This window comes from Bradyrhizobium sp. SZCCHNRI3043 (genome assembly GCF_032377735.1).
GTDB lineage: Bacteria > Pseudomonadota > Alphaproteobacteria > Rhizobiales > Xanthobacteraceae > Bradyrhizobium.
In genome coordinates this window covers 46,135-63,543 of record NZ_JAUHID010000010.1, presented here as the reverse complement: position 1 = coordinate 63,543, position 17,409 = coordinate 46,135, and the positions used below count along the sequence as shown (strand labels likewise).

Sequence of the window (17,409 nt, the reverse complement as noted above, 5' to 3'; positions counted from 1 at the left end):
CTCATCGTTGCGTCCGGCACGGGCCAGAAGTCTGCCGAGATGCGCAACGTAATCCTTCTGATCCGCTGATCCGCGCTTGCTGATCGCATCCTTCTCCGCCATGCGCTCTCTCTGAGCGGAAACGGGTCAGAGTCAGATGCGGATCACCCGAATGCTTGCGGTCGTCATTGCGAGGAACGAAGCGACGAAGCAATCCAGGCCCTTCGCGTCGCCCTGGATTGCTTCGCTGCGCTCACAAGGACGGCGGAGGAATTCAGAGCCGGACGAACGGGCTGATGAGGCGGCCGAGCAGGCCGTGCATGCGCAGGTCGCCGGTCATCGCGACGAGGCAGAGGCAGGGGCCCTCGTCACCGACCACCGGACGATGGTCGACCTCGTCGTCGCCATAGTCGAAGTCGCCGGGTCCGTAATAGCCGCCGAGATGGCTGAAGCTGCCCTTCAGCACGCAGGTCAGCTCATTGCCGGAATGCGTATGCTCCAGCATCCGCGCCCCGGGCTCCGAGTGCAGCAGGAAGGCGCGCGATTTGCCGGTGCCCGGCAGCAGGATCGGGCGCATGCTGATGCCGGGCGCGACGCGCCGGCGCTTGCCGATCTTGCAGCGCTTGACCATCTCGGGCACATCCGCGAGCTCGGGATCATGCACGGCGACCTCGCTCACCTGCGGCGCCGCCTGCGGGCGTCGATCGATGCGCGCCATCACGGCATCGAAAGCATCCGCGCCCGTCGCGACCGGCTCGGCCGCGTCCAGCGAGGCGCCGGCGAGCTGCTCGATGGCGCGTACGAAGCGCTGGCATCGGCCGCAATCGGCGACATGGACACCGACGACCAGCCGCTCGGCCTCGTCGAGCGCACCAGTGGCGAAGTCGGCCAGCAGGTCTTCCGGCGGGTGGTGGCTGATCGTCATGTCGCGTCGTCCAACAGGTCTCTCAGGCGATTCATCGCCAGTCTGATTCGTGACTTTACCGTACCCAGCGGCAGGCCGAGCACCGCCGCGATTTCCGAATGCGGTCGTTCTTCAACGAACGACAGGCGGATCACGGTGGATTGCTCCACCGATAATCTTTCGATCGCGGCCGCCACCCGTGTGGCATCTTCGACACGCGAGACGATCTGATCGGCTGCGAGCGTCGGATCGGCCTCCTCGTCGCGCACGACCTCCTTGCTCAGCCGGCTGTCGCGGGCGGCCTTGCGCGCGGCGTCGATCCGCTGGTTTCGCGCGATCGTGAAGATCCAGGCGGCCGCGCCGGCCGTCGATGGATCGAATTGCCCCGCCTTCGTCCACACCGCCACCATGGTGGATTGGGCGATTTCCTCAGCGTCGTCGGCGTTGCAGCCGGTCTTGATGAGGAAGCCTTTGATGCGGGGCGCAAAATGCGCGAACAGGGTCTTGAACGCCTCGCGGTCGCCGCGCGCGGCGACGCGTCCGATCAATTCAGCCCAGTCCACAGTCGCCTTCGGCCCTCTGCTCACATTCACCCTGGTACGGGCACCGAACGCCCGTGCAAATCGATGCCGGGACGATGCCACGTTCCATTGCGCTAATCCAGTCGCTCTCAGTCGCGTGGTCATGGTCCCCGGCACGCTGCTTAATCCTGGATAACGTGGACCATGGACGGCTGGATCACAGCGGGCCGAGGATTTTCCGGACCCTCAATCCTTCAGGTCGGAATTGACCATCGCCAGGAACTCCTGGCGGCTCATCGGCTCGGTGCGGAAGCAGCCGAGCATGCGGCTGGTGGTGAGATCGACACCGTGCTTCTTGACGCCGCGCGAGCTGATGCAGTGATGGGCTGCCTTGATCACAACCGCCACGCCCTGCGGCTGTAGCACCTCGTCGATGATGTTGGCGATCTCGGCGGTCATGCGCTCCTGGATCTGCAGCCGGCTGGCATAGGCCTCGACGACCCGGGCGAGCTTGGAAATCCCGACGACGCGGTTGCGCGGCACGTAGCCGACCCAGGCGCGGCCGATGATGGGCGCCATGTGGTGCTCGCAATGGCTCTGGAACGGGATGTTCCGCAACAGCACCATCTCGTCGTAGCCGGCGGTCTCCTCGAACGTCTTGCGCAGATACTCCTCGGGGTTCTGCTCATAGCCGGAAAAATAGCTCTTGTAGGCCCGCGCGACGCGGGCCGGGGTCTCGGAGAGACCCTCGCGTGACGGGTCCTCGCCGATCCAGGTCAGGATGGTGCGGATGGCGTCCTCGACGTCATCCTGGGTGACCGCAACCGGGTCGCAGGCGAACGGAAGTTTCTTGGCTGTCTGGCGCACGAGGGCTCTCCAAAAACCAAGAAACGGTTCCGATATCGGAACGGATCACGTCTTGCGGGGCGATTTCCGCGACCGATGGCTCGCCGCCGTCAGCTCGCCTTGCGCAGCCGCATCTCCGCGGAGGGACCCGAGCGCAGGTTCTGGAAGAACTTCTCGACCTCGTTGGCGAGCGTCTGCGCGGTCGCGTTGAGGTCGCCGGACGCCGACAGGACGGAGGCGGCGGCCGTCGAGGTCTCACTGATGGCGTCGCGGAGCGAGCCGATGTTCATGACCAGCGTCTGGTTGCCCTGGGCGGTCGACTGCGCGTTGGCCGAGATCTCCCGCGTCGCCTGGTCCTGCTGCTGGATCGCATTGGAGATGTTCGAGGTGATCTCGTTGATGCCGCGGACCGCCTGGCCGATCTCGCGGACCGCGTCGACCGCGGTCTTGGTCGAGGCCTGGATCAGGCCGACGTTCTGGCTGATCTCCTCGGTCGCCTTGGCCGTCTGCCCGGCCAGCGCCTTGACCTCGTGAGCGACCACGGCAAAACCACGGCCGGCCTCGCCGGCGCGGGCGGCCTCGATGGTCGCATTCAGAGCGAGGAGATTGGTTTGCTCGGCGATGGTCTGGATCAGGGTCAGCACGCCGTCGATGCGCTGGGTGGCGGCGGCAAGGCCCTCGATCTCCGTGACCGACTTCTCGGTGCGTTGGCCGGTCTGCTCGACGGCGCCGGCCGACTGCCGGATCTGCCGGCCGATCTCCTCGACGGACGTCGACAATTCCTCGGCGGCGCTCGCGACGGCGGAGACGTTGGTCGACGCCTGCGACGTCGCGCCGGCGGCGGTGACCGCGCGCTCGTTGGCATCGGCCGTCAGCCGCGTGATCATCTCGGCGGTTTGGCGCATCGCGGCGGCGTTCTCGGTGACGGTCCGCATCACGCTGCCGATCGCGGTGCGGAATTGCTCGACCGCGGTCTCGATGTGGCGGGCGCGGGCTTCGCGGATTTCCGAGTCCTGCGAGACCTGGACATTGAGGTCGCGGTTATGGGCCATCGCCTGCTGGAACACGCCGATGGCGCGAGCGAGCTCGCCGACCTCGTCGGCGCGCCCGGCATACGGCACTTCGACGTTCTCGGCGCCGGTGGCGACCCGGCGGATCGTATCGGTGATCTGAGACAGCGGCCGAGCGATCGAGCGAGCGATGATCACCACGCCGGCTGCGACCAGAACCAACATCAAGCCGCCAAGGCCGGTCAGCACGAGCGAGAGCTTGTTGTTCAGCGCCGTTTCCTCGGCGATCTTTCCTGCGCGCTCGACATAGACTTTGGACAGCGCCTCGAGATCCTGGTTGAGCGCCTTGCGCACGGAGCGATTGGCGTCGTTGTCGCCCCACTCGCGTCCCGCGGCCGGGCTGATTTCATTGGCGCGGCGGACCAGTTCGGCGCGGAATTCGACGAATTGGTCGATCCGCTTCTTGAATGTTGCGAATTGCTGGGCGTCGTCGGCCTGTACGATCGCCTGCCACTTGTCGACGACCTTCAGGATGTCGGCATTGAACTTGAGCAAGCCGTTGCCGTATTGTTTTACGACGGCGGGGTCGGTCGACATATAGACGCCGCGGGACTCCATGACGACGGCATAGACGAGGCCGTTGACCAGCTGAACGTTGTGAGCGGCGAGATTGGCCGTCTCGATGGCCTTGATGAGCTCCGTGGCCCGCCGCGAGTTGTAGTCGGACAGCCAGGTGATTGCGGCGGTCAATAGCGCAAACAACGCGAAGATTGCATAGAGCTTGACTGCGATGGATTGGCGCGTGGCCGTATTCGTTGACGTCGGGCGTGAGGTCATGAGGTGAGATACCGCGAGTTTTTGCTACGACGCAGGAGGCGCTTGATTGTTAATAGTTATGCAAAACCTTCATGGAGAAAGCGTTAAGTTGACACCGTCAGTATTATGCAACCCCCGCGTACTTCGCTTGGCGTTTCAATCGATTAGTTGGTGCTCCGCAGCAGGGGCGGGCGCCGGGGCATCCGGTCGACTACGGAGGGCATGCGCCATTTCGAGGCCCCTCGTTCCCCTGCAAATGCATTGCAACCGGTGGCCGGCCGCGCACGCGCTCCCCAATTGGTTCGCCGATCGGAGACCGGCCGGGAACGGTCGTTGCGCTCGATCGATCAATGATCCATCTCATTGGAACTTTAGATCGCCCTTCGCATTCCGCCATCCGAATTGCGATGCATCGGATCAGGTCGCCTCGTCGGGGCGCGTCTGATCAGGCCAGACGGCGCGAGCATCCGGCATGCGGAGGGGACGTTGCGCCCTGCGACAGGAGCGGAAGGCTCGATCGCACTCAACTTTTCCGGAAGGGGTGGCGAAGCCTTATCTTCGGCCGTAAGGTAACCAGTTAGCGGGTTGTCGCGAGGGGCAGTCGATGAGATTCGAGGGCATCGAAACGGTACGTCGCATTCTCTGTGTGTTTCCGCGCTACACCTCGTCGTTCGGAACCTTCGAGCATGCCTATCCGCTCACCGACGGCGTCCAGGCCTTCATGCCGCCGCAGGGGCTGCTGCTGATCGCGGCCTATCTTCCAAGTTCCTGGCAGGTGCGCTTCATCGATGAGAACATCCGCCCGGCGCAGGACGAGGATTTCTCCTGGGCCGAAGCGGTGTTCGTCAGCGGAATGCACATCCAGCGTCAGCAGATGAACGACATCTGCCAGAGGGCGCATGCGTTCGACCTGCCGGTCGCGCTGGGCGGCCCTTCCGTCAGCGCCTGTCCGGACTACTATCCGAGCTTCGACTATCTGCATGTCGGCGAGCTCGGCGATGCCACCGACGAGCTGATCGCGCGGCTGGCGCGGGATCCGTCGCGGCCTGCGCAGCAGGTCGTGCTGCGGACCGACGAGCGGGTGGCGATGACCGATTTCCCGGTGCCGGCCTATGAGCTCGCCGAGGTGAAGAAGTACTTTCTCGGCAGTATCCAGTATTCCAGCGGCTGCCCCTATCAGTGCGAGTTCTGCGACATCCCCGGCCTCTATGGACGCAACCCGCGCATCAAGTCGCCGCAGCAGATCATCGCCGAGCTCGACAAGCTTAGGGAATGCGGCGTCACCGGCTCGGTCTATTTCGTCGACGACAATTTCATCGGCAACCGCAAGGCGGCGATGGACCTGCTGCCGCATCTGATCGAATGGCAGAAGCGCACCGGCTATGTGATGCGGCTCGCCTGCGAGGCCACGCTCAACATCGCCAAGCGGCCCGAGATCCTGGAGAAGATGCGTGAGGCCTATTTCATCACGATCTTCTGCGGCATCGAGACGCCCGACCCGGATGCGCTGACGGCGATGCACAAGGACCACAACATGATGGTGCCGATCCTGGAGGGGATCAGGACCATCAACGGCTATGGCATGGAGGTCGTCTCCGGTATCATCATGGGGCTGGACACCGATACGCCGCAGACCGCGGACGCGCTGCTGCAGTTCGTCGCGGAGAGCCGGATCCCGCTGCTCACGATCAATCTGCTGCAGGCGCTGCCGAAGACGCCGCTGTGGGATCGCCTCGAGCGCGAGGGCAGGCTGGTCCACGATGACGGCCGCGACTCCAACGTGAAATTCCTGATGCCCTATGACGAAGTGGTCACGGCGTGGCGGCGCTGCATGGAGGTGGCCTATGAGCCGGAGCGGCTGCTCGCGCGCTACAAGCACCAATGCGACACCACCTACGCCAACCGCATCAAGGTGCCGGTCAGCGACGAGATGAAGAGCTGGCCGAACATCAGGCGCGGCCTGGTCATGATGGGCAAGATCTTCTGGAAGGTGGGCGTGCTCGGCGACTACAAGCGGCCGTTCTGGCGCTTTGCCTGGAGCCAGCTGAAGCGAGGCGAGATCGAGAATTTCATCGCCGTGGCGCTGATCGCGCATCACCTCATCATGTTTGCGCGCGCCGCCTCGCGCGGGAATCAGAACGCGTCGAACTACTCGATCCGGCTGCGCGAGGCCGCCCTTCCCGCAGGGTGACGGTCCTCTCTGGGACAGGGGCGGCGAGTGGTGCTCGCCAGCACCGGCCGCGGCCTGCCCCGGGCAAGGGACGGCTCGGTCGGATCGGATACCGGTCCCTTGAGTCGTTCAGGTTTTTGAGCCCCGCGTCCGTCCGGGTCGTCCACGCTCTTTTCAAGCACGGCAGAATCGTGGCGTGATCGGAAGCCATGCCGGCTCGCCGTCTTGTGTGGCCGGGCGTGGTTGCGGCCGGGGAGTGAACCCTGCTAGACCCGGCCTCGACGAATTGTCACATGTTTTCAAGGATTAGCTTCGGCTGCGGGCCACAATGCGGTCATCTCTGCTTCGCTGAGCGGCCTTATTTCTGCCCTATGCGCTCAGGCCTTCCGAATTAGGCCGCCCCCAACCACTGGACACCGCATGCTGGAAGTCAGGCACGACAACGAAGTCCATGTCGAGAAGGTCGAGCACCGGCCGGCCGACAGCATCGCTTTCGGCATCGAGCGGCTCGGCCTCCTCGCGGTCAAGGCGCCGATCTTCTCCTGCGTCGTCCTGCTCGTCCTGATCGTGGCGGCGGTGTTCGGCATCAAGCGGATCCAGATCGACGATTCGCTCAGCCAGCTGTTTCGCTCCGACAGCAAGGAATTCCACCAGTACGAGGAGGTGACGAAGAAGTTCCCGGCCGAGGAATTCGACGTCCTCGTCGTGGTCGAGGGCAAGACCTTGCTGGCCCGCCAGAACCTCGAGAAGCTGCGTGACTTCGTGACCGACCTGCAACTGGTCGAGGGCACCCGTGGCCTGGTGTCGCTGTTCTCGGCCCGTCAGGCGCCGGCGCCCGGCAAGCTGCCGGCAGCGCTGTTTCCGTCGGATCTGCCGGAGGGCGAGGCCTACGACAAGTTCATCGAAACGGTGAAGTCCAACGAGATCATCCGCGGCAAGCTGTTGTCGGAGGACGGCACGCTCGCCCTGATCGTGCTGTCGCTCGAGCCCAAGGTGGTGGCCTCGAACGATCTCGGGAAGGTGGTGGGCGACATCCGGAAGCTGATGGCGGAGAACCTCGCCGACACCGGCTTGAATGTCCAGCTTTCCGGCGTGCCGGTCATGCAGCTCGAGATCCGCAACGCGGTGGAACGTGACGGGCTGACCTACAACATTCTCGGCATTCTCGCCGGCTGCATCATCGCCATCATCTTCTTCCGCAAGGTCTCCTTCATGATCGCGGCGGCGTTTCCGCCGCTGATCGCGATCATGCTCGCGCTCGGCGCGCTCGGCTGGGCCAATTTCAATCTCAACATGTTCCTGAACGTGATGACGCCGCTCATCATGGTCATCAGCTTCTCCGATTCGATGCAGCTCACCTTCGCCGCCCGCGACCGCCTGATCGCAGGGCAGGACAAGGTGACGGCGTTCAAGAACGCCGTGCTGGTCGTCGGCCCCGCCTGTGTGCTGACCCACGCCACCGCCGGCATTTCCTTCATCGCCCTGCAGTTCTCCGACAGCGACCTGATCCGCAAGTTCGGCGAGGCGGGGCTTGCCGCCACCATCATCGCGCTGGTCGCGGTGCTGTCGCTGGTGCCGGTGTTCGGCGTGCTGCTGGTGCGCAACGAGAAGACGTTCGCGGTCAAATTCCAGGGGGCCGATGCCGGCGTGCAGGCGCTGCGCAATTTCTGCTACTGGATCGCGGTGCGCATGGTCGGTCGTCCCGGCCTGTTCAGCCTGATCGCGGTGGTGTTCGTCGGCTCGCTCGCGGTGGTCTATGCGAGCCTGGAGCCGCGCTACCGGCTCGCCGACCAGGTGCCGGACAAGCGCCAGGCAGTGGCGGCGAGCAACCGGCTCGATGCCAAGCTCACCGGCGCCAATCCGGTCAATGTGCTGGTCCAGTTTCCCAAGGGCGCCTCGCTCTATGCGCCGGAGACGTTGCAGACCATCGCCGACGTCCATGCCACGGTCGAGAAGACTGCCGGTGTCGGCAACGTCTGGTCGGTCGAGACGCTCAGGCGCTGGCTGGCCGAGAAGGCCGGCTCGTCCGATACGACGACGCTGCAGGAATACGTCAACCTGATCCCCGAGCATCTGGTGCGCCGCTTCATCGACAAGGAGCAGGATGCGGTGGTGGTCGCCGGCCGCGTTCCCGATCTGGATTCCAGCCAGCTGCTGCCGGTGGTCGACAAGCTTGATCATGAGCTCGACACGGTCAGGAAGAAGCACCCCGGCTTTGAGATCGCGGTCACCGGCCTAGCCGCCATCGCCGCGCGCAACTCCGCCAGCATGATCCAGAAGCTCAATCACGGGCTCACCATCGAGTTCGCGCTGGTGGCGATGTTCATCGGGCTCGCCTTCCGCTCCTGGGTGGTGATGCTCGCCTGCATCCTGCCCGGCATCTTCCCGGTGGTGATGTCCGGGACGTTGTTGTGGGCGATGGGGGAGGGGCTGCAATTTGCCAGCGTGGTGGCGCTCACGGTCTCCTTCGGCCTCGGCCTGTCGGCCACCATCCACTTCCTGAACCGGCTGCGGATGGAGAGTGCGCCCGGCGTCAGCGCCGCGGTCGCGGTGGAGCGTGCCACCGTGCTGGTCGGACCGGCGCTGATCCTCACCACGGTGGTGCTGGCCTGCGGCCTCGTCGTCACCGTGTTCTCGGATCTGCCGTCGCTGCGGCTGTTCGGCTGGCTCAGCGCGTTCTCGATGGTGGCGGCGCTGTTCGCGGACCTCTTCATCCTCCGCCCGACCGCGATGTTCCTGATCAACTTGTCGCAGAAGCTGAAGCGCAAGCCGGTGTGAGGGGCGTGATCTAAGCCCAGTCCAACACTGTCATCGCCCGCGTACGACGCGGGCGATCCAGTACGCCGCGGCTTATCGGCTTAGTCACGACTGCCTCTGGATGCTGGGTCGCCCGGTCCCGTCTGCGCCTTCGGCTTCGACGCGGCCATGAGTTCAAGGGCGCGCCGGAGCTTTAGCGAAGGCGGCGAGCCGGGCGACGACAGCGGGGGGCCCAATGCTCATGGTCTCTGATGTCTCAAAAAACAAAACGGCCCTGACGTCGTCAGGGCCGTTCGCGCATTCCGTTGCTGACGATGTCGCGACCGTTCAGGTCTTCGACATCGTGATGTTGACGCCGCGGATCTCGCCCTTGGAGGAGATCTGCACGACCTGCTTGTTGCCGCTGGTCCTCAGGGTGATGCTGGCGGCGAAGCCGGCGGCCTGCACGAACACGTCGATCTGGCCGTTGCCGGCGGTGCCCTGCAGCTCGCCGTTCACGTTGCGGCTGGATTCGCTCCAGTTGCCGGAGATGCGATCGCCCTGGCTGGTGACGTCACTGGTCAGGAGGAACTTGTAGCTGTCGCTGGCGCATTGCAGACTCTGCTTCAGATTGGCGCCGGCCACCTTGTAGCTGGCCTTGCAGCGGATGCGCTCGGTGGTGCCGTCGGACAGCGCGACCGTACCGTTGCCCGACCACGACCCGTCGAAGCCGGCGAACGGGCCCGACTGAGCCTGAACCGCGGTCGCCGCCACGAACAATGCCGCTCCGAGACCGGCGGCCTTGACGACGCGCCCAGAGAAAGGTGAGCCGAACAGTTTCATATCGAGTTTCCCATCCAAAATGACACCGCTGTGTCGGCGTACGCCGCCGCTTCGAACACTTGGTGTTCTCGCCGAAGGTTAGGTTCAAATGACGGCCGGTCGGGCGCTGCGACCGGATGCCATGATGCCCGCCGACACCGTGCGACGGGTCGGCGCCGAATGGTCGTCCTCGCAAGACGGCTGCACGCAAGCCGCCTCGACGGCGCTGCATCTAACGGTCCGCGCGGCATGCTTGCAACAGCCAAATGCGAAAAACGTGTTCCGAGAATAACGCCCTAGTATCAACGCCTTGTTTGTGCCAAAGCTGTGATGTCCGAGCTTGATCCGCTCGGGATCATAGGGCGCAAATTTGGCCGCATTTGGCAGCGTACCTCCGGCGCTGGGGGGCTTGCGGTCCTTGCCAAACCAAACAGGTGTTTCCCGGGCAGCATCGGCGATCCGGGAGGTCTCCTCTGCTGTCAAAATGAAGGAACACGATGCGTAAGATTTTCCTGGCACTTTCCCTGCTGTCGTCGGTGTCCGTTTCCACCGGCGCGTTCGCGCAAGGCCGCGGCGGCACGCCCGAAGAGCAGGCGGCCTGCACGCGTGACGTTCAGAAGTTCTGTCGTGCCGTCATCGATCAGGGTGACTTCACCATCCTTGCGTGCCTGAAGGAGAACCGCCCCAAGATCAGCCCGGCCTGCGATCAGGTGCTGAAGACCCACAACCAGTAAGCGGTTGCCGTTCGGAACGGTTGTTTCCGAACTCTCTTGGTTAACGACCGCCGGCCCGCCCCTCAGGGCAGGGCGGCGGTTCGATCCTATGGGCTGCCCGACATCGATTGCATTGGTTTTGGCTGGATCTTCGCCTATATGGGGGCGAGCAATCCGTTCGCATGAGCGAAGCGGCGGGCATTGTTTTCGGTAGCGCCCTTTCAACCTGATAGCTGTTTCGTCCATGACCACCGCGAGCGATTTGCGATCCGGCAAGACACACCGGGACGAGAACTTTCCGGTGGCCTCCTGGATCATCCGTCCAGAGCACCGGGCGCTGATCCTCGCCTTCTACAATTTCGTGCGAACCGCCGACGACATCGCCGATCATCCGAGCCTGCCGGGTGAGGAGAAGCTGCGGCTGCTCGATCTGCTCGAAGCCGAGCTGACCGGGACCGGCGAGACCCAGGATGTCGCCGTCAGCCTGCGCCGGGCGCTCGCCGAGCGCGGCATGCCGCCCCGGCATGCGCTCGATCTGCTGGTTGCCTTCCGGATGGATGTGACCAAGCTGCGCTACGAGAACTGGGACGAGGTCATCCACTACTGCCGCTACTCGGCGATGCCGGTCGGCCGCTTCATGCTCGATGTGCACGGCGAGTCCACCGCGACCTGGCCGGCCTCGGATGCGATCTGCGCCGGGCTGCAGATCAACAACCACCTGCAGGACTGCGGCAAGGACTACAAGGCGCTCAATCGCGTGTACCTGCCGCGCGATGCGCTGGCGGAAGCCGGCGCCACCGTCGAGATGCTCGGCGAGTCCAGATCGCCGCCGCAACTGCTGGCCTGCCTGCAGAAGCTCGCGGTGCGTAACGCGGCGCTGCTCGATGAGGGCAGGGACCTCAACAGCGGCGTCAAGGATTTCCGTTTCGGACTGGAGATCGCCGTGATCCAGGCTTTCGCCGACCGTATCGTGGCGCTGCTGAAGGTGCGCGATCCGCTGAGTGAGCGCGTGCACCTGTCGCCCGTAGGCATGCTCGGCCTCACCTTCACGTCGGTGATGGGCGAGATCGGCCGCCGCGTGGCCGGGCGCCATCCCGTCACCAAATCGGCAGCCGGCGCATGACCCTCGAGGCGACCGCAGACAATATCGATCACGGCACGGCGGCCTCCGGCAGCTCGTTCTACGCCGCCATGCGCATCCTGCCGCGCGCCCAGCGCGACGCGATGTTCCAGGTCTACAGCTTCTGTCGCGAGGTCGACGATATCGCCGATTCCGACGGGCCGCGGCCCGAGCGGCTGGCGGCGCTGCAGAAATGGCGCGACGACATCGACGCGCTCTACCAGGGCAACCCGCCGCCGCGGCTGCGCGACTACGTCGCCGCGGTGAAGACGTTCGGCCTGAAGCGGGAGGATTTCCTCGCCATCATCGACGGCATGGAGATGGACGTGCCGCAGGATGTCCGCGCGCCAGATCTCGCCACGCTGGACCTTTATTGCGACCGGGTCGCGAGCGCGGTCGGCCGCCTCTCGGTGCGCATCTTCGGCATGCCTGAGGAGGACGGCATCCTGCTGGCCCACCATCTCGGCCGCGCGCTGCAGCTCACCAACATCCTGCGCGACATCGACGAGGACGCGGCCATCGGCCGGCTCTATCTGCCGCGCGAGGCGCTGCTGTTCGCCGGAATCACCGGCGATGATCCGGCCAAGGTGACGCAGGAGCGAGCGCTGCCCAAGGTCTGCAACTCGGTTGCCGTCAGGGCGAAGACGCATTTCGAGAAGGCCGACGAGATCATGCGGCGCAATCGCCGCCGCGCGGTGCGTGCGCCGCGCATCATGTCGAAATACTACCGCGCCGTGTTCGACCTCCTGCTCGAACGTGGCTTCGCGCTGCCGCGCGAGCCCGTCCGCGTGAGCAAGCTCACGAAGATCGGCATCATCCTCCGTTACGCAATCATCTGATGCAAAAGACCGCTCACATCATCGGCGCCGGCGTGTCCGGCCTTTCCGCCGGCGTGCGGCTCGCCAATGCGGGCTACATCGTGCACGTCCACGAGGCCACGCAGCAGCTCGGCGGCCGCTGCCGGTCCTATTACGACGCTGCGACCGACCTGGTGATCGACAACGGCAATCATTTGCTGCTGTCGGCCAATCATCACGTGCTGTCCTATGCCCGCGCGATCGGCTCGGAAGCGGGGCTGGTCGGGCCGGAGAAGGCGCAGTTCGCCTTCGTCGACATCCGGAGCGGCCAGCGCTGGCTGCTCGATCTCGGCAACGGCCGCCTGCCGCTGTGGGTGTTCGACGAGGGCCGCCGCGTGCCGGATACCAAGCTCGGCGACTACCTCGCGCTGTCGCCGCTGATCTGGGCCGGTACGTCCAAGACGATCGGCAGCACGATTCCCTGCAAGGGTACGCTGTACGACCGCCTGGTGCAGCCGCTGCTGCTCGCGGCACTGAACTGCGATCCGCCAGAAGGATCGGCGGGGCTCGCCGGCGCCATCGTCCGCGAGACCTTGCTCGCCGGCGGCCAGGCCTGCCGGCCGCTGATCGCGCGCGATGGATTGTCGGGCGTGCTGATCGATCCGGCCGTGAAATTCCTGGAAGGCAAAGGCGGCAGCGTGCGGATCGGCCGCGAGCTGCGTGGCCTCGACGATGCGGGTGGTCGCGTCACCGGGCTCAGGTTCGGCGGTGATGAAACGGTCGCGCTCGGTCCGTCCGACGTCGTGGTGCTCGCCGTGCCGCCGCGGCCGGCGATGACCCTGCTGCCGGGGCTCACGGGGCCGACGAAATATCGCGCCATCGTCAATGCCCATTTCCGCATCACGCCGCCGCGCGATGCACCAGCTCTGCTCGGGGTGGTCGGCGGCCTGGTCGAATGGCTGTTCGCCTTCCCGCAGCGGCTCTCGGTCACCATCAGCAATGGCGATCGGCTGGTCGACATGCCGCGCGAGGAGCTCGCCGCCGCGATCTGGGCCGACGTCTGCAAGGCCGCCGGGATCAAGGGGGAGCTGCCGCCGTGGCAGATCGTGCGCGAGCGTCGCGCCACCTTCGAGGCGACGCCCGAGCAGAACGCGCTCCGACCGGGAGCGAAGACGGCGTTCGGCAATCTCGCTCTGGCGGGGGACTGGACCGATACCGGCCTGCCGGCGACCATCGAGGGCTCGGTCCGCTCTGGCGACCGCGCTGCGAATCTCCTGCTCGGGCACGGCTGACAGGTGCAGGGCGGCGCGAATCCGGCAGCGCCGTCATGCCGCCGGCGCCGCGAGTCTCACATTTTCGTGGCGTAGTTCTTGCTTAAAGTTCCACGCCTGGTGGCGCCGGCGCAATTTGTTCCAGGGCGGAACAGGGATCGGCGGGGCCAAATGGCAACACCAGGCAAAAAACGCATCGGGTACGGGTGCAGTGCGGCGCAAACGGGGTTTCCTCGCGGATTTTTTCTGCGTAATCCTCGGTTTGTTAAGGCCTTTCCGCTCTGGCGCCGCCGTGGCTGAGGCTTTGGAACAAGAGACGGAGACGTCGAATCACGCGACGTCCGAGAAGGTGTCAGGGGTCGGATTGTGAAGTTGGGGATGGGGGACGATACGTCCGCGGATCGCCCGATTGATCCGCGGCCGGTCTTGGTCGTGACGGGCTTGGTGCAGGAGGCCCGGATTGCTGCCGGGCCCGGCATGATGGTGATCTGCAGCTCGAGCGACCCCAGGCAGTTGCGCTCGCTGCTCACCGTGTTCGATCCGACCTCGATCCGCGGCGTCGTCAGCTTTGGCGTGGCCGGCGGCCTCGATCCCAGCCTCAAGGCTGGCGACATCGTCGTCGCCACCGAGGTGACCGCCGGCGATGCCCGCTGGCTGTCGGGCCTGTCGCTGCGCGAGGAGCACATCGCCCGCGCCGCCCTGAAGAAGCGCCGCGTCGTGCGCGGCGTGCTGGCCGGGGCCGAAGAGGTGGTGGTGGCTCAGGCCCGCAAGGCGGCGCTGCGCATGAAGACCGGGGCGGCCGCGGTCGACATGGAGAGCCACATCGCCGCCGCCTATGCTGCCGAATACGGGCTGCCGTTCGCGGCGCTGCGGGTGATCTCCGATCCCGCCCATCGCACCCTCCCGTCGCTCGCCAAGGACGCGATCAAGCCGAACGGCGACATCGATCTGCCGATGATCCTGCGCGGCGTCGCCCGCAATCCGACCGTGCTGCGCGGCCTGGTATCGACGGGCATCGAGTTCAATCGCGCCCTGCGCTCGTTGCGCGGTGCCCGCGACCTGCTGCTGAGCGGCATGCTGGCGGCTGAGCATTTCCTCGAGACCGAGACGTTGGCCGCTGCCGAGGCGTGAGCCGTTTGCGGAGCGTAGCGTCCATCCCGATCCAGAGATCAGTTCAATGAAAAAGGCCGCCGATCACTCGGCGGCCTTTTGATTGATCAGAGCCGTGAAGATCAGGCGGCCGTCGAGGCCTTCTGCTGCGCCTCGATCGCCTCGTCGTGACGGATCTCGGAGAGGCGCTTTTGCACCTCCGACGAGAACACGTACTGCGCCGGGCGCTGCTTGGAGAGATCGATCTCCGGCGCCATCGGACCCTCGGTCTTGATGCCGCGCAGCGACACGAACATCGCCTTGATCGGGTTGGTCAGCGCCGCATTGGCGGCGGTCGCCTCGTAGCCGCAATGCGCCATGCAGTCGGCGCACTTCTCGTACTTGCCGGTGCCGTAGGAGTCCCAGTCGGTGGTCTCCATCAGCTCCTTGAAGGTCTTGGTGTAGCCTTCGCCGAGCAGATAGCAGGGCTTCTGCCAGCCGAAGATGTTGCGCGCAGGCATGCCCCAGGGGGTGCACTCGAACTCCTGGTTGCCGGCCAGGAAGTCGAGGAACAGACCGGAATGCATGAAATTCCACTTCTTGCCCTTGCCGAGCTTGAAGACGTCGCGGAACAGCTGCTTGGTCTTGGTGCGGTTGAGGAAGTGCTCCTGGTCCGGCGCGCGCTCATAGGCATAGCCGGGCGACATGGTCACGCCGACGCCGAGCTCGGTCGTGAAGTCCAGGAACTTCGCGATCTCCTCGGCGGGATGGCCGTCGAACACCGTGGCGTTGACGTTGACGGTGAAGCCGCGCGCCTTGGCGGCCTTGATCGCGGAGACGGCGCGGTCGAACACGCCCTTCTGCGAGACCGCCTTGTCGTGATGCTCGCGCAGGCCGTCGAGATGCACCGAGAAGAAGAGGTAGGGGGAGGGCTCGAACAGATCGAGCTTCTTCTCGAGCAGCAGCGCGTTGGTGCAGAGCGAGACGAACTTCTTGCGGGCGACCAGGCCGCGCACGATCTCGCCGATCTCCTTGTGGATCAGCGGCTCGCCGCCGGGGATCGCCACCATCGGCGCACCGCATTCGTCGGCTGCGTCCCAGCACTCCTGCGCGCTCATGCGGCGGTTGAGGATCGCGTCGGGATAGTCGATCTTGCCGCAGCCGGCGCACGCCAGGTTGCAGCGGAACAGCGGCTCCAGCATCAGCACGAGCGGATAGCGTTTCCGGCCGAGAAGCTTCTGCTTCATCAGATAGGCCCCGATACGCAGTTCCTTATGGAAGGGGATTGCCATTACGTCTCTTCTTTCTGGACCAAACGAGGACCGATCAGCCCGCGACCAGCTCGGCCGGCAGGCGGAATTCGATGTTTTCTTCCCGCCCCGGGACCACCGCGACCTCAACCGGTCCGATGCGCCGCAGGGCTTCGATGACGTCGTCGACGAGGACTTCGGGGGCCGAGGCGCCGGCGGTGATGCCGACGGCCTTGGCATCCTTCAGCCAAACCGGATCGAGCTCGCTGCCATCAGCGATCAGATAGCTTGCGACCCCGGCCTCGGTGCCGATCTCGCGCAGTCTGTTCGAGTTGGAGCTGTTGGCGGCGCCCACCACCAGGATGACGTCCACCAGCTTGCTCAAGTCCCTTACCGCAGATTGCCGGTTCTGTGTCGCATAGCAGATATCCCGGATATCGGGACCTTGAAGGTCTGTAAAGCGGGCTTGAAGGGCTAAAATGATGTCCCTGGTGTCGTCCACGCTGAGCGTGGTCTGGGTAATATAGGCCAGCGGGGTATCGACCGGCAGAGGCAGGGTGGCCACATCGGCCACGTTCTGCACCAGGTGGACCGGGCCGGGAACCTGACCCATGGTTCCCTCGACCTCCGGATGACCGGCATGGCCGATCAGTACCAGGGTACGGCCTTTGGACATGTAGCGCTTGCCCTGGTTGTGGACCTTGGTCACCAGCGGGCAGGTGGCATTGAGCACCGGCAGCCCGCGGGCGGCCGCTTCCTCCTCCACCGTCCGGGCAACGCCGTGGGCGCTGAACACGGTGACGGCGCGCGGCGGCACCTCGGAGAGGTCCTCGACGAAGATGGCGCCCTTGGCCTTCAGGCTCTCCACCACGTGCTTGTTGTGGACGATCTCATGACGCACATAGACCGGCGGGCCATACTTCTCCAGCGCGCGCTCGACGATCTCGATCGCACGCACGACTCCAGCACAAAAACCGCGCGGCTGCGCGAGATACACCTGCATGGGACGTCCAGCCACGTTGCCTCACTTTCGACCCGGCACCTCCGTGCGTGCGACGGGGCTGCAATATTCGCACCAGCGAATGCCCCAATTGCCCGCCACACCGATGGAAGCGCAGGGCTTTGTGTCAAAAATCGAGCGAAGAGGAAAGCCAGTCTGCAAGTCGCTCGCATGTGACCCGTCGCACACAGCCCGCGACCGGCCGCAGGTAATTTAGTAATTATAAATTAGATCAATTAATTGAGTTGGTTATGCTCTCACTCGTTCGTCACTTTACCGCCGAGAACAGCCGCTATATCAGCCGCCCCGACGGTTCCGTGCATCGTTCGACCTGATCCGCCGTCGAGGGACCATCCTCGTCTTCA

14 protein-coding genes are annotated in these 17,409 nt (G+C 64.9%); 7 read left to right on the top strand and 7 right to left on the bottom strand.

The features are described from left to right. Positions 1-253 precede the first annotated feature (253 nt). The 4 genes from QX124_RS20260 to QX124_RS20245 all read right to left on the bottom strand — a co-directional run bounded on the left by QX124_RS20260 (position 254) and on the right by QX124_RS20245 (position 4,097). Entirely contained in the window at positions 254-904 is a 651-nt protein-coding gene (locus tag QX124_RS20260; RefSeq protein WP_315798078.1) for a ChrR family anti-sigma-E factor, read from the bottom strand. Beyond that, positions 901-1,446 carry a sigma-70 family RNA polymerase sigma factor gene (locus QX124_RS20255; RefSeq protein WP_315779677.1) on the bottom strand — a complete coding sequence of 182 codons (546 nt, stop codon included), beginning with the start codon at positions 1,444-1,446 and terminating at the stop codon, positions 901-903. The genes QX124_RS20260 and QX124_RS20255 overlap by 4 nt, the downstream gene beginning before the upstream one ends. A gap of 204 nt (positions 1,447-1,650) precedes the next feature. Then, positions 1,651-2,271, bottom strand: coding sequence for a GTP cyclohydrolase I FolE (folE, locus tag QX124_RS20250; RefSeq protein WP_315779679.1), 621 nt, complete (start codon positions 2,269-2,271; stop codon positions 1,651-1,653). A gap of 89 nt (positions 2,272-2,360) precedes the next feature. After that, complete coding sequence (locus QX124_RS20245) at positions 2,361-4,097, bottom strand: methyl-accepting chemotaxis protein (protein WP_315779681.1); 1,737 nt, start codon at positions 4,095-4,097, stop codon at positions 2,361-2,363. Between the two features lie 583 nt (positions 4,098-4,680). Here QX124_RS20245 and QX124_RS20240 point away from each other — a divergent pair. Together QX124_RS20240 and QX124_RS20235 are read left to right on the top strand one after the other, a co-directional pair. Beyond that, positions 4,681-6,267 carry a B12-binding domain-containing radical SAM protein gene (locus tag QX124_RS20240; RefSeq protein WP_315737291.1) on the top strand — a complete coding sequence of 529 codons (1,587 nt, stop codon included), beginning with the start codon at positions 4,681-4,683 and terminating at the stop codon, positions 6,265-6,267. Positions 6,268-6,666: 399 nt separating this feature from the next. Next, the gene (locus QX124_RS20235; RefSeq protein ID WP_315737292.1) at positions 6,667-9,024 is read left to right on the top strand and encodes an efflux RND transporter permease subunit; all 2,358 of its coding nucleotides are present in this window, start codon (positions 6,667-6,669) and stop codon (positions 9,022-9,024) included. A gap of 306 nt (positions 9,025-9,330) precedes the next feature. Here the strand turns inward: QX124_RS20235 and QX124_RS20230 are convergent, their stop codons facing one another. After that, positions 9,331-9,825 carry a hypothetical protein gene (locus tag QX124_RS20230; RefSeq protein ID WP_315737293.1) on the bottom strand — a complete coding sequence of 165 codons (495 nt, stop codon included), beginning with the start codon at positions 9,823-9,825 and terminating at the stop codon, positions 9,331-9,333. A gap of 476 nt (positions 9,826-10,301) precedes the next feature. On the opposite strand from QX124_RS20230, the gene QX124_RS20225 reads away from it, so the two are divergent. From QX124_RS20225 to QX124_RS20205, 5 genes are all read left to right on the top strand, one after another. Further along, positions 10,302-10,538, top strand: a complete 237-nt coding sequence (locus tag QX124_RS20225; RefSeq protein WP_315714894.1) for a hypothetical protein — start codon at positions 10,302-10,304, stop codon at positions 10,536-10,538. Positions 10,539-10,761: 223 nt separating this feature from the next. Next, positions 10,762-11,640 (top strand): squalene synthase HpnC, encoded by an 879-nt coding sequence (gene hpnC, locus QX124_RS20220; RefSeq protein ID WP_315757722.1) that lies wholly within the window; start codon positions 10,762-10,764, stop codon positions 11,638-11,640. Beyond that, positions 11,637-12,476, top strand: a complete 840-nt coding sequence (gene hpnD, locus QX124_RS20215; protein ID WP_315798077.1) for a presqualene diphosphate synthase HpnD — start codon at positions 11,637-11,639, stop codon at positions 12,474-12,476. The genes hpnC and hpnD overlap by 4 nt, the downstream gene beginning before the upstream one ends. Next, positions 12,476-13,726 carry a hydroxysqualene dehydroxylase HpnE gene (gene hpnE, locus QX124_RS20210; protein ID WP_315798076.1) on the top strand — a complete coding sequence of 417 codons (1,251 nt, stop codon included), beginning with the start codon at positions 12,476-12,478 and terminating at the stop codon, positions 13,724-13,726. Before hpnD ends, hpnE begins: the two co-directional genes overlap by 1 nt. 345 nt (positions 13,727-14,071) lie before the next feature. Beyond that, on the top strand, positions 14,072-14,836 hold the full coding sequence (locus QX124_RS20205; RefSeq protein WP_409997723.1) for a phosphorylase: 765 nt from the start codon (positions 14,072-14,074) through the stop codon (positions 14,834-14,836). Between the two features lie 101 nt (positions 14,837-14,937). Here the strand turns inward: QX124_RS20205 and hpnH are convergent, their stop codons facing one another. Both hpnH and ispH read right to left on the bottom strand, forming a co-directional pair. After that, entirely contained in the window at positions 14,938-16,086 is a 1,149-nt protein-coding gene (gene hpnH / locus QX124_RS20200; protein ID WP_315714889.1) for an adenosyl-hopene transferase HpnH, read from the bottom strand. 34 nt (positions 16,087-16,120) lie between these two features. Continuing rightward, positions 16,121-17,047, bottom strand: a complete 927-nt coding sequence (gene ispH / locus QX124_RS20195; RefSeq protein WP_315714888.1) for a 4-hydroxy-3-methylbut-2-enyl diphosphate reductase — start codon at positions 17,045-17,047, stop codon at positions 16,121-16,123. Positions 17,048-17,409: the final 362 nt, after the last annotated feature.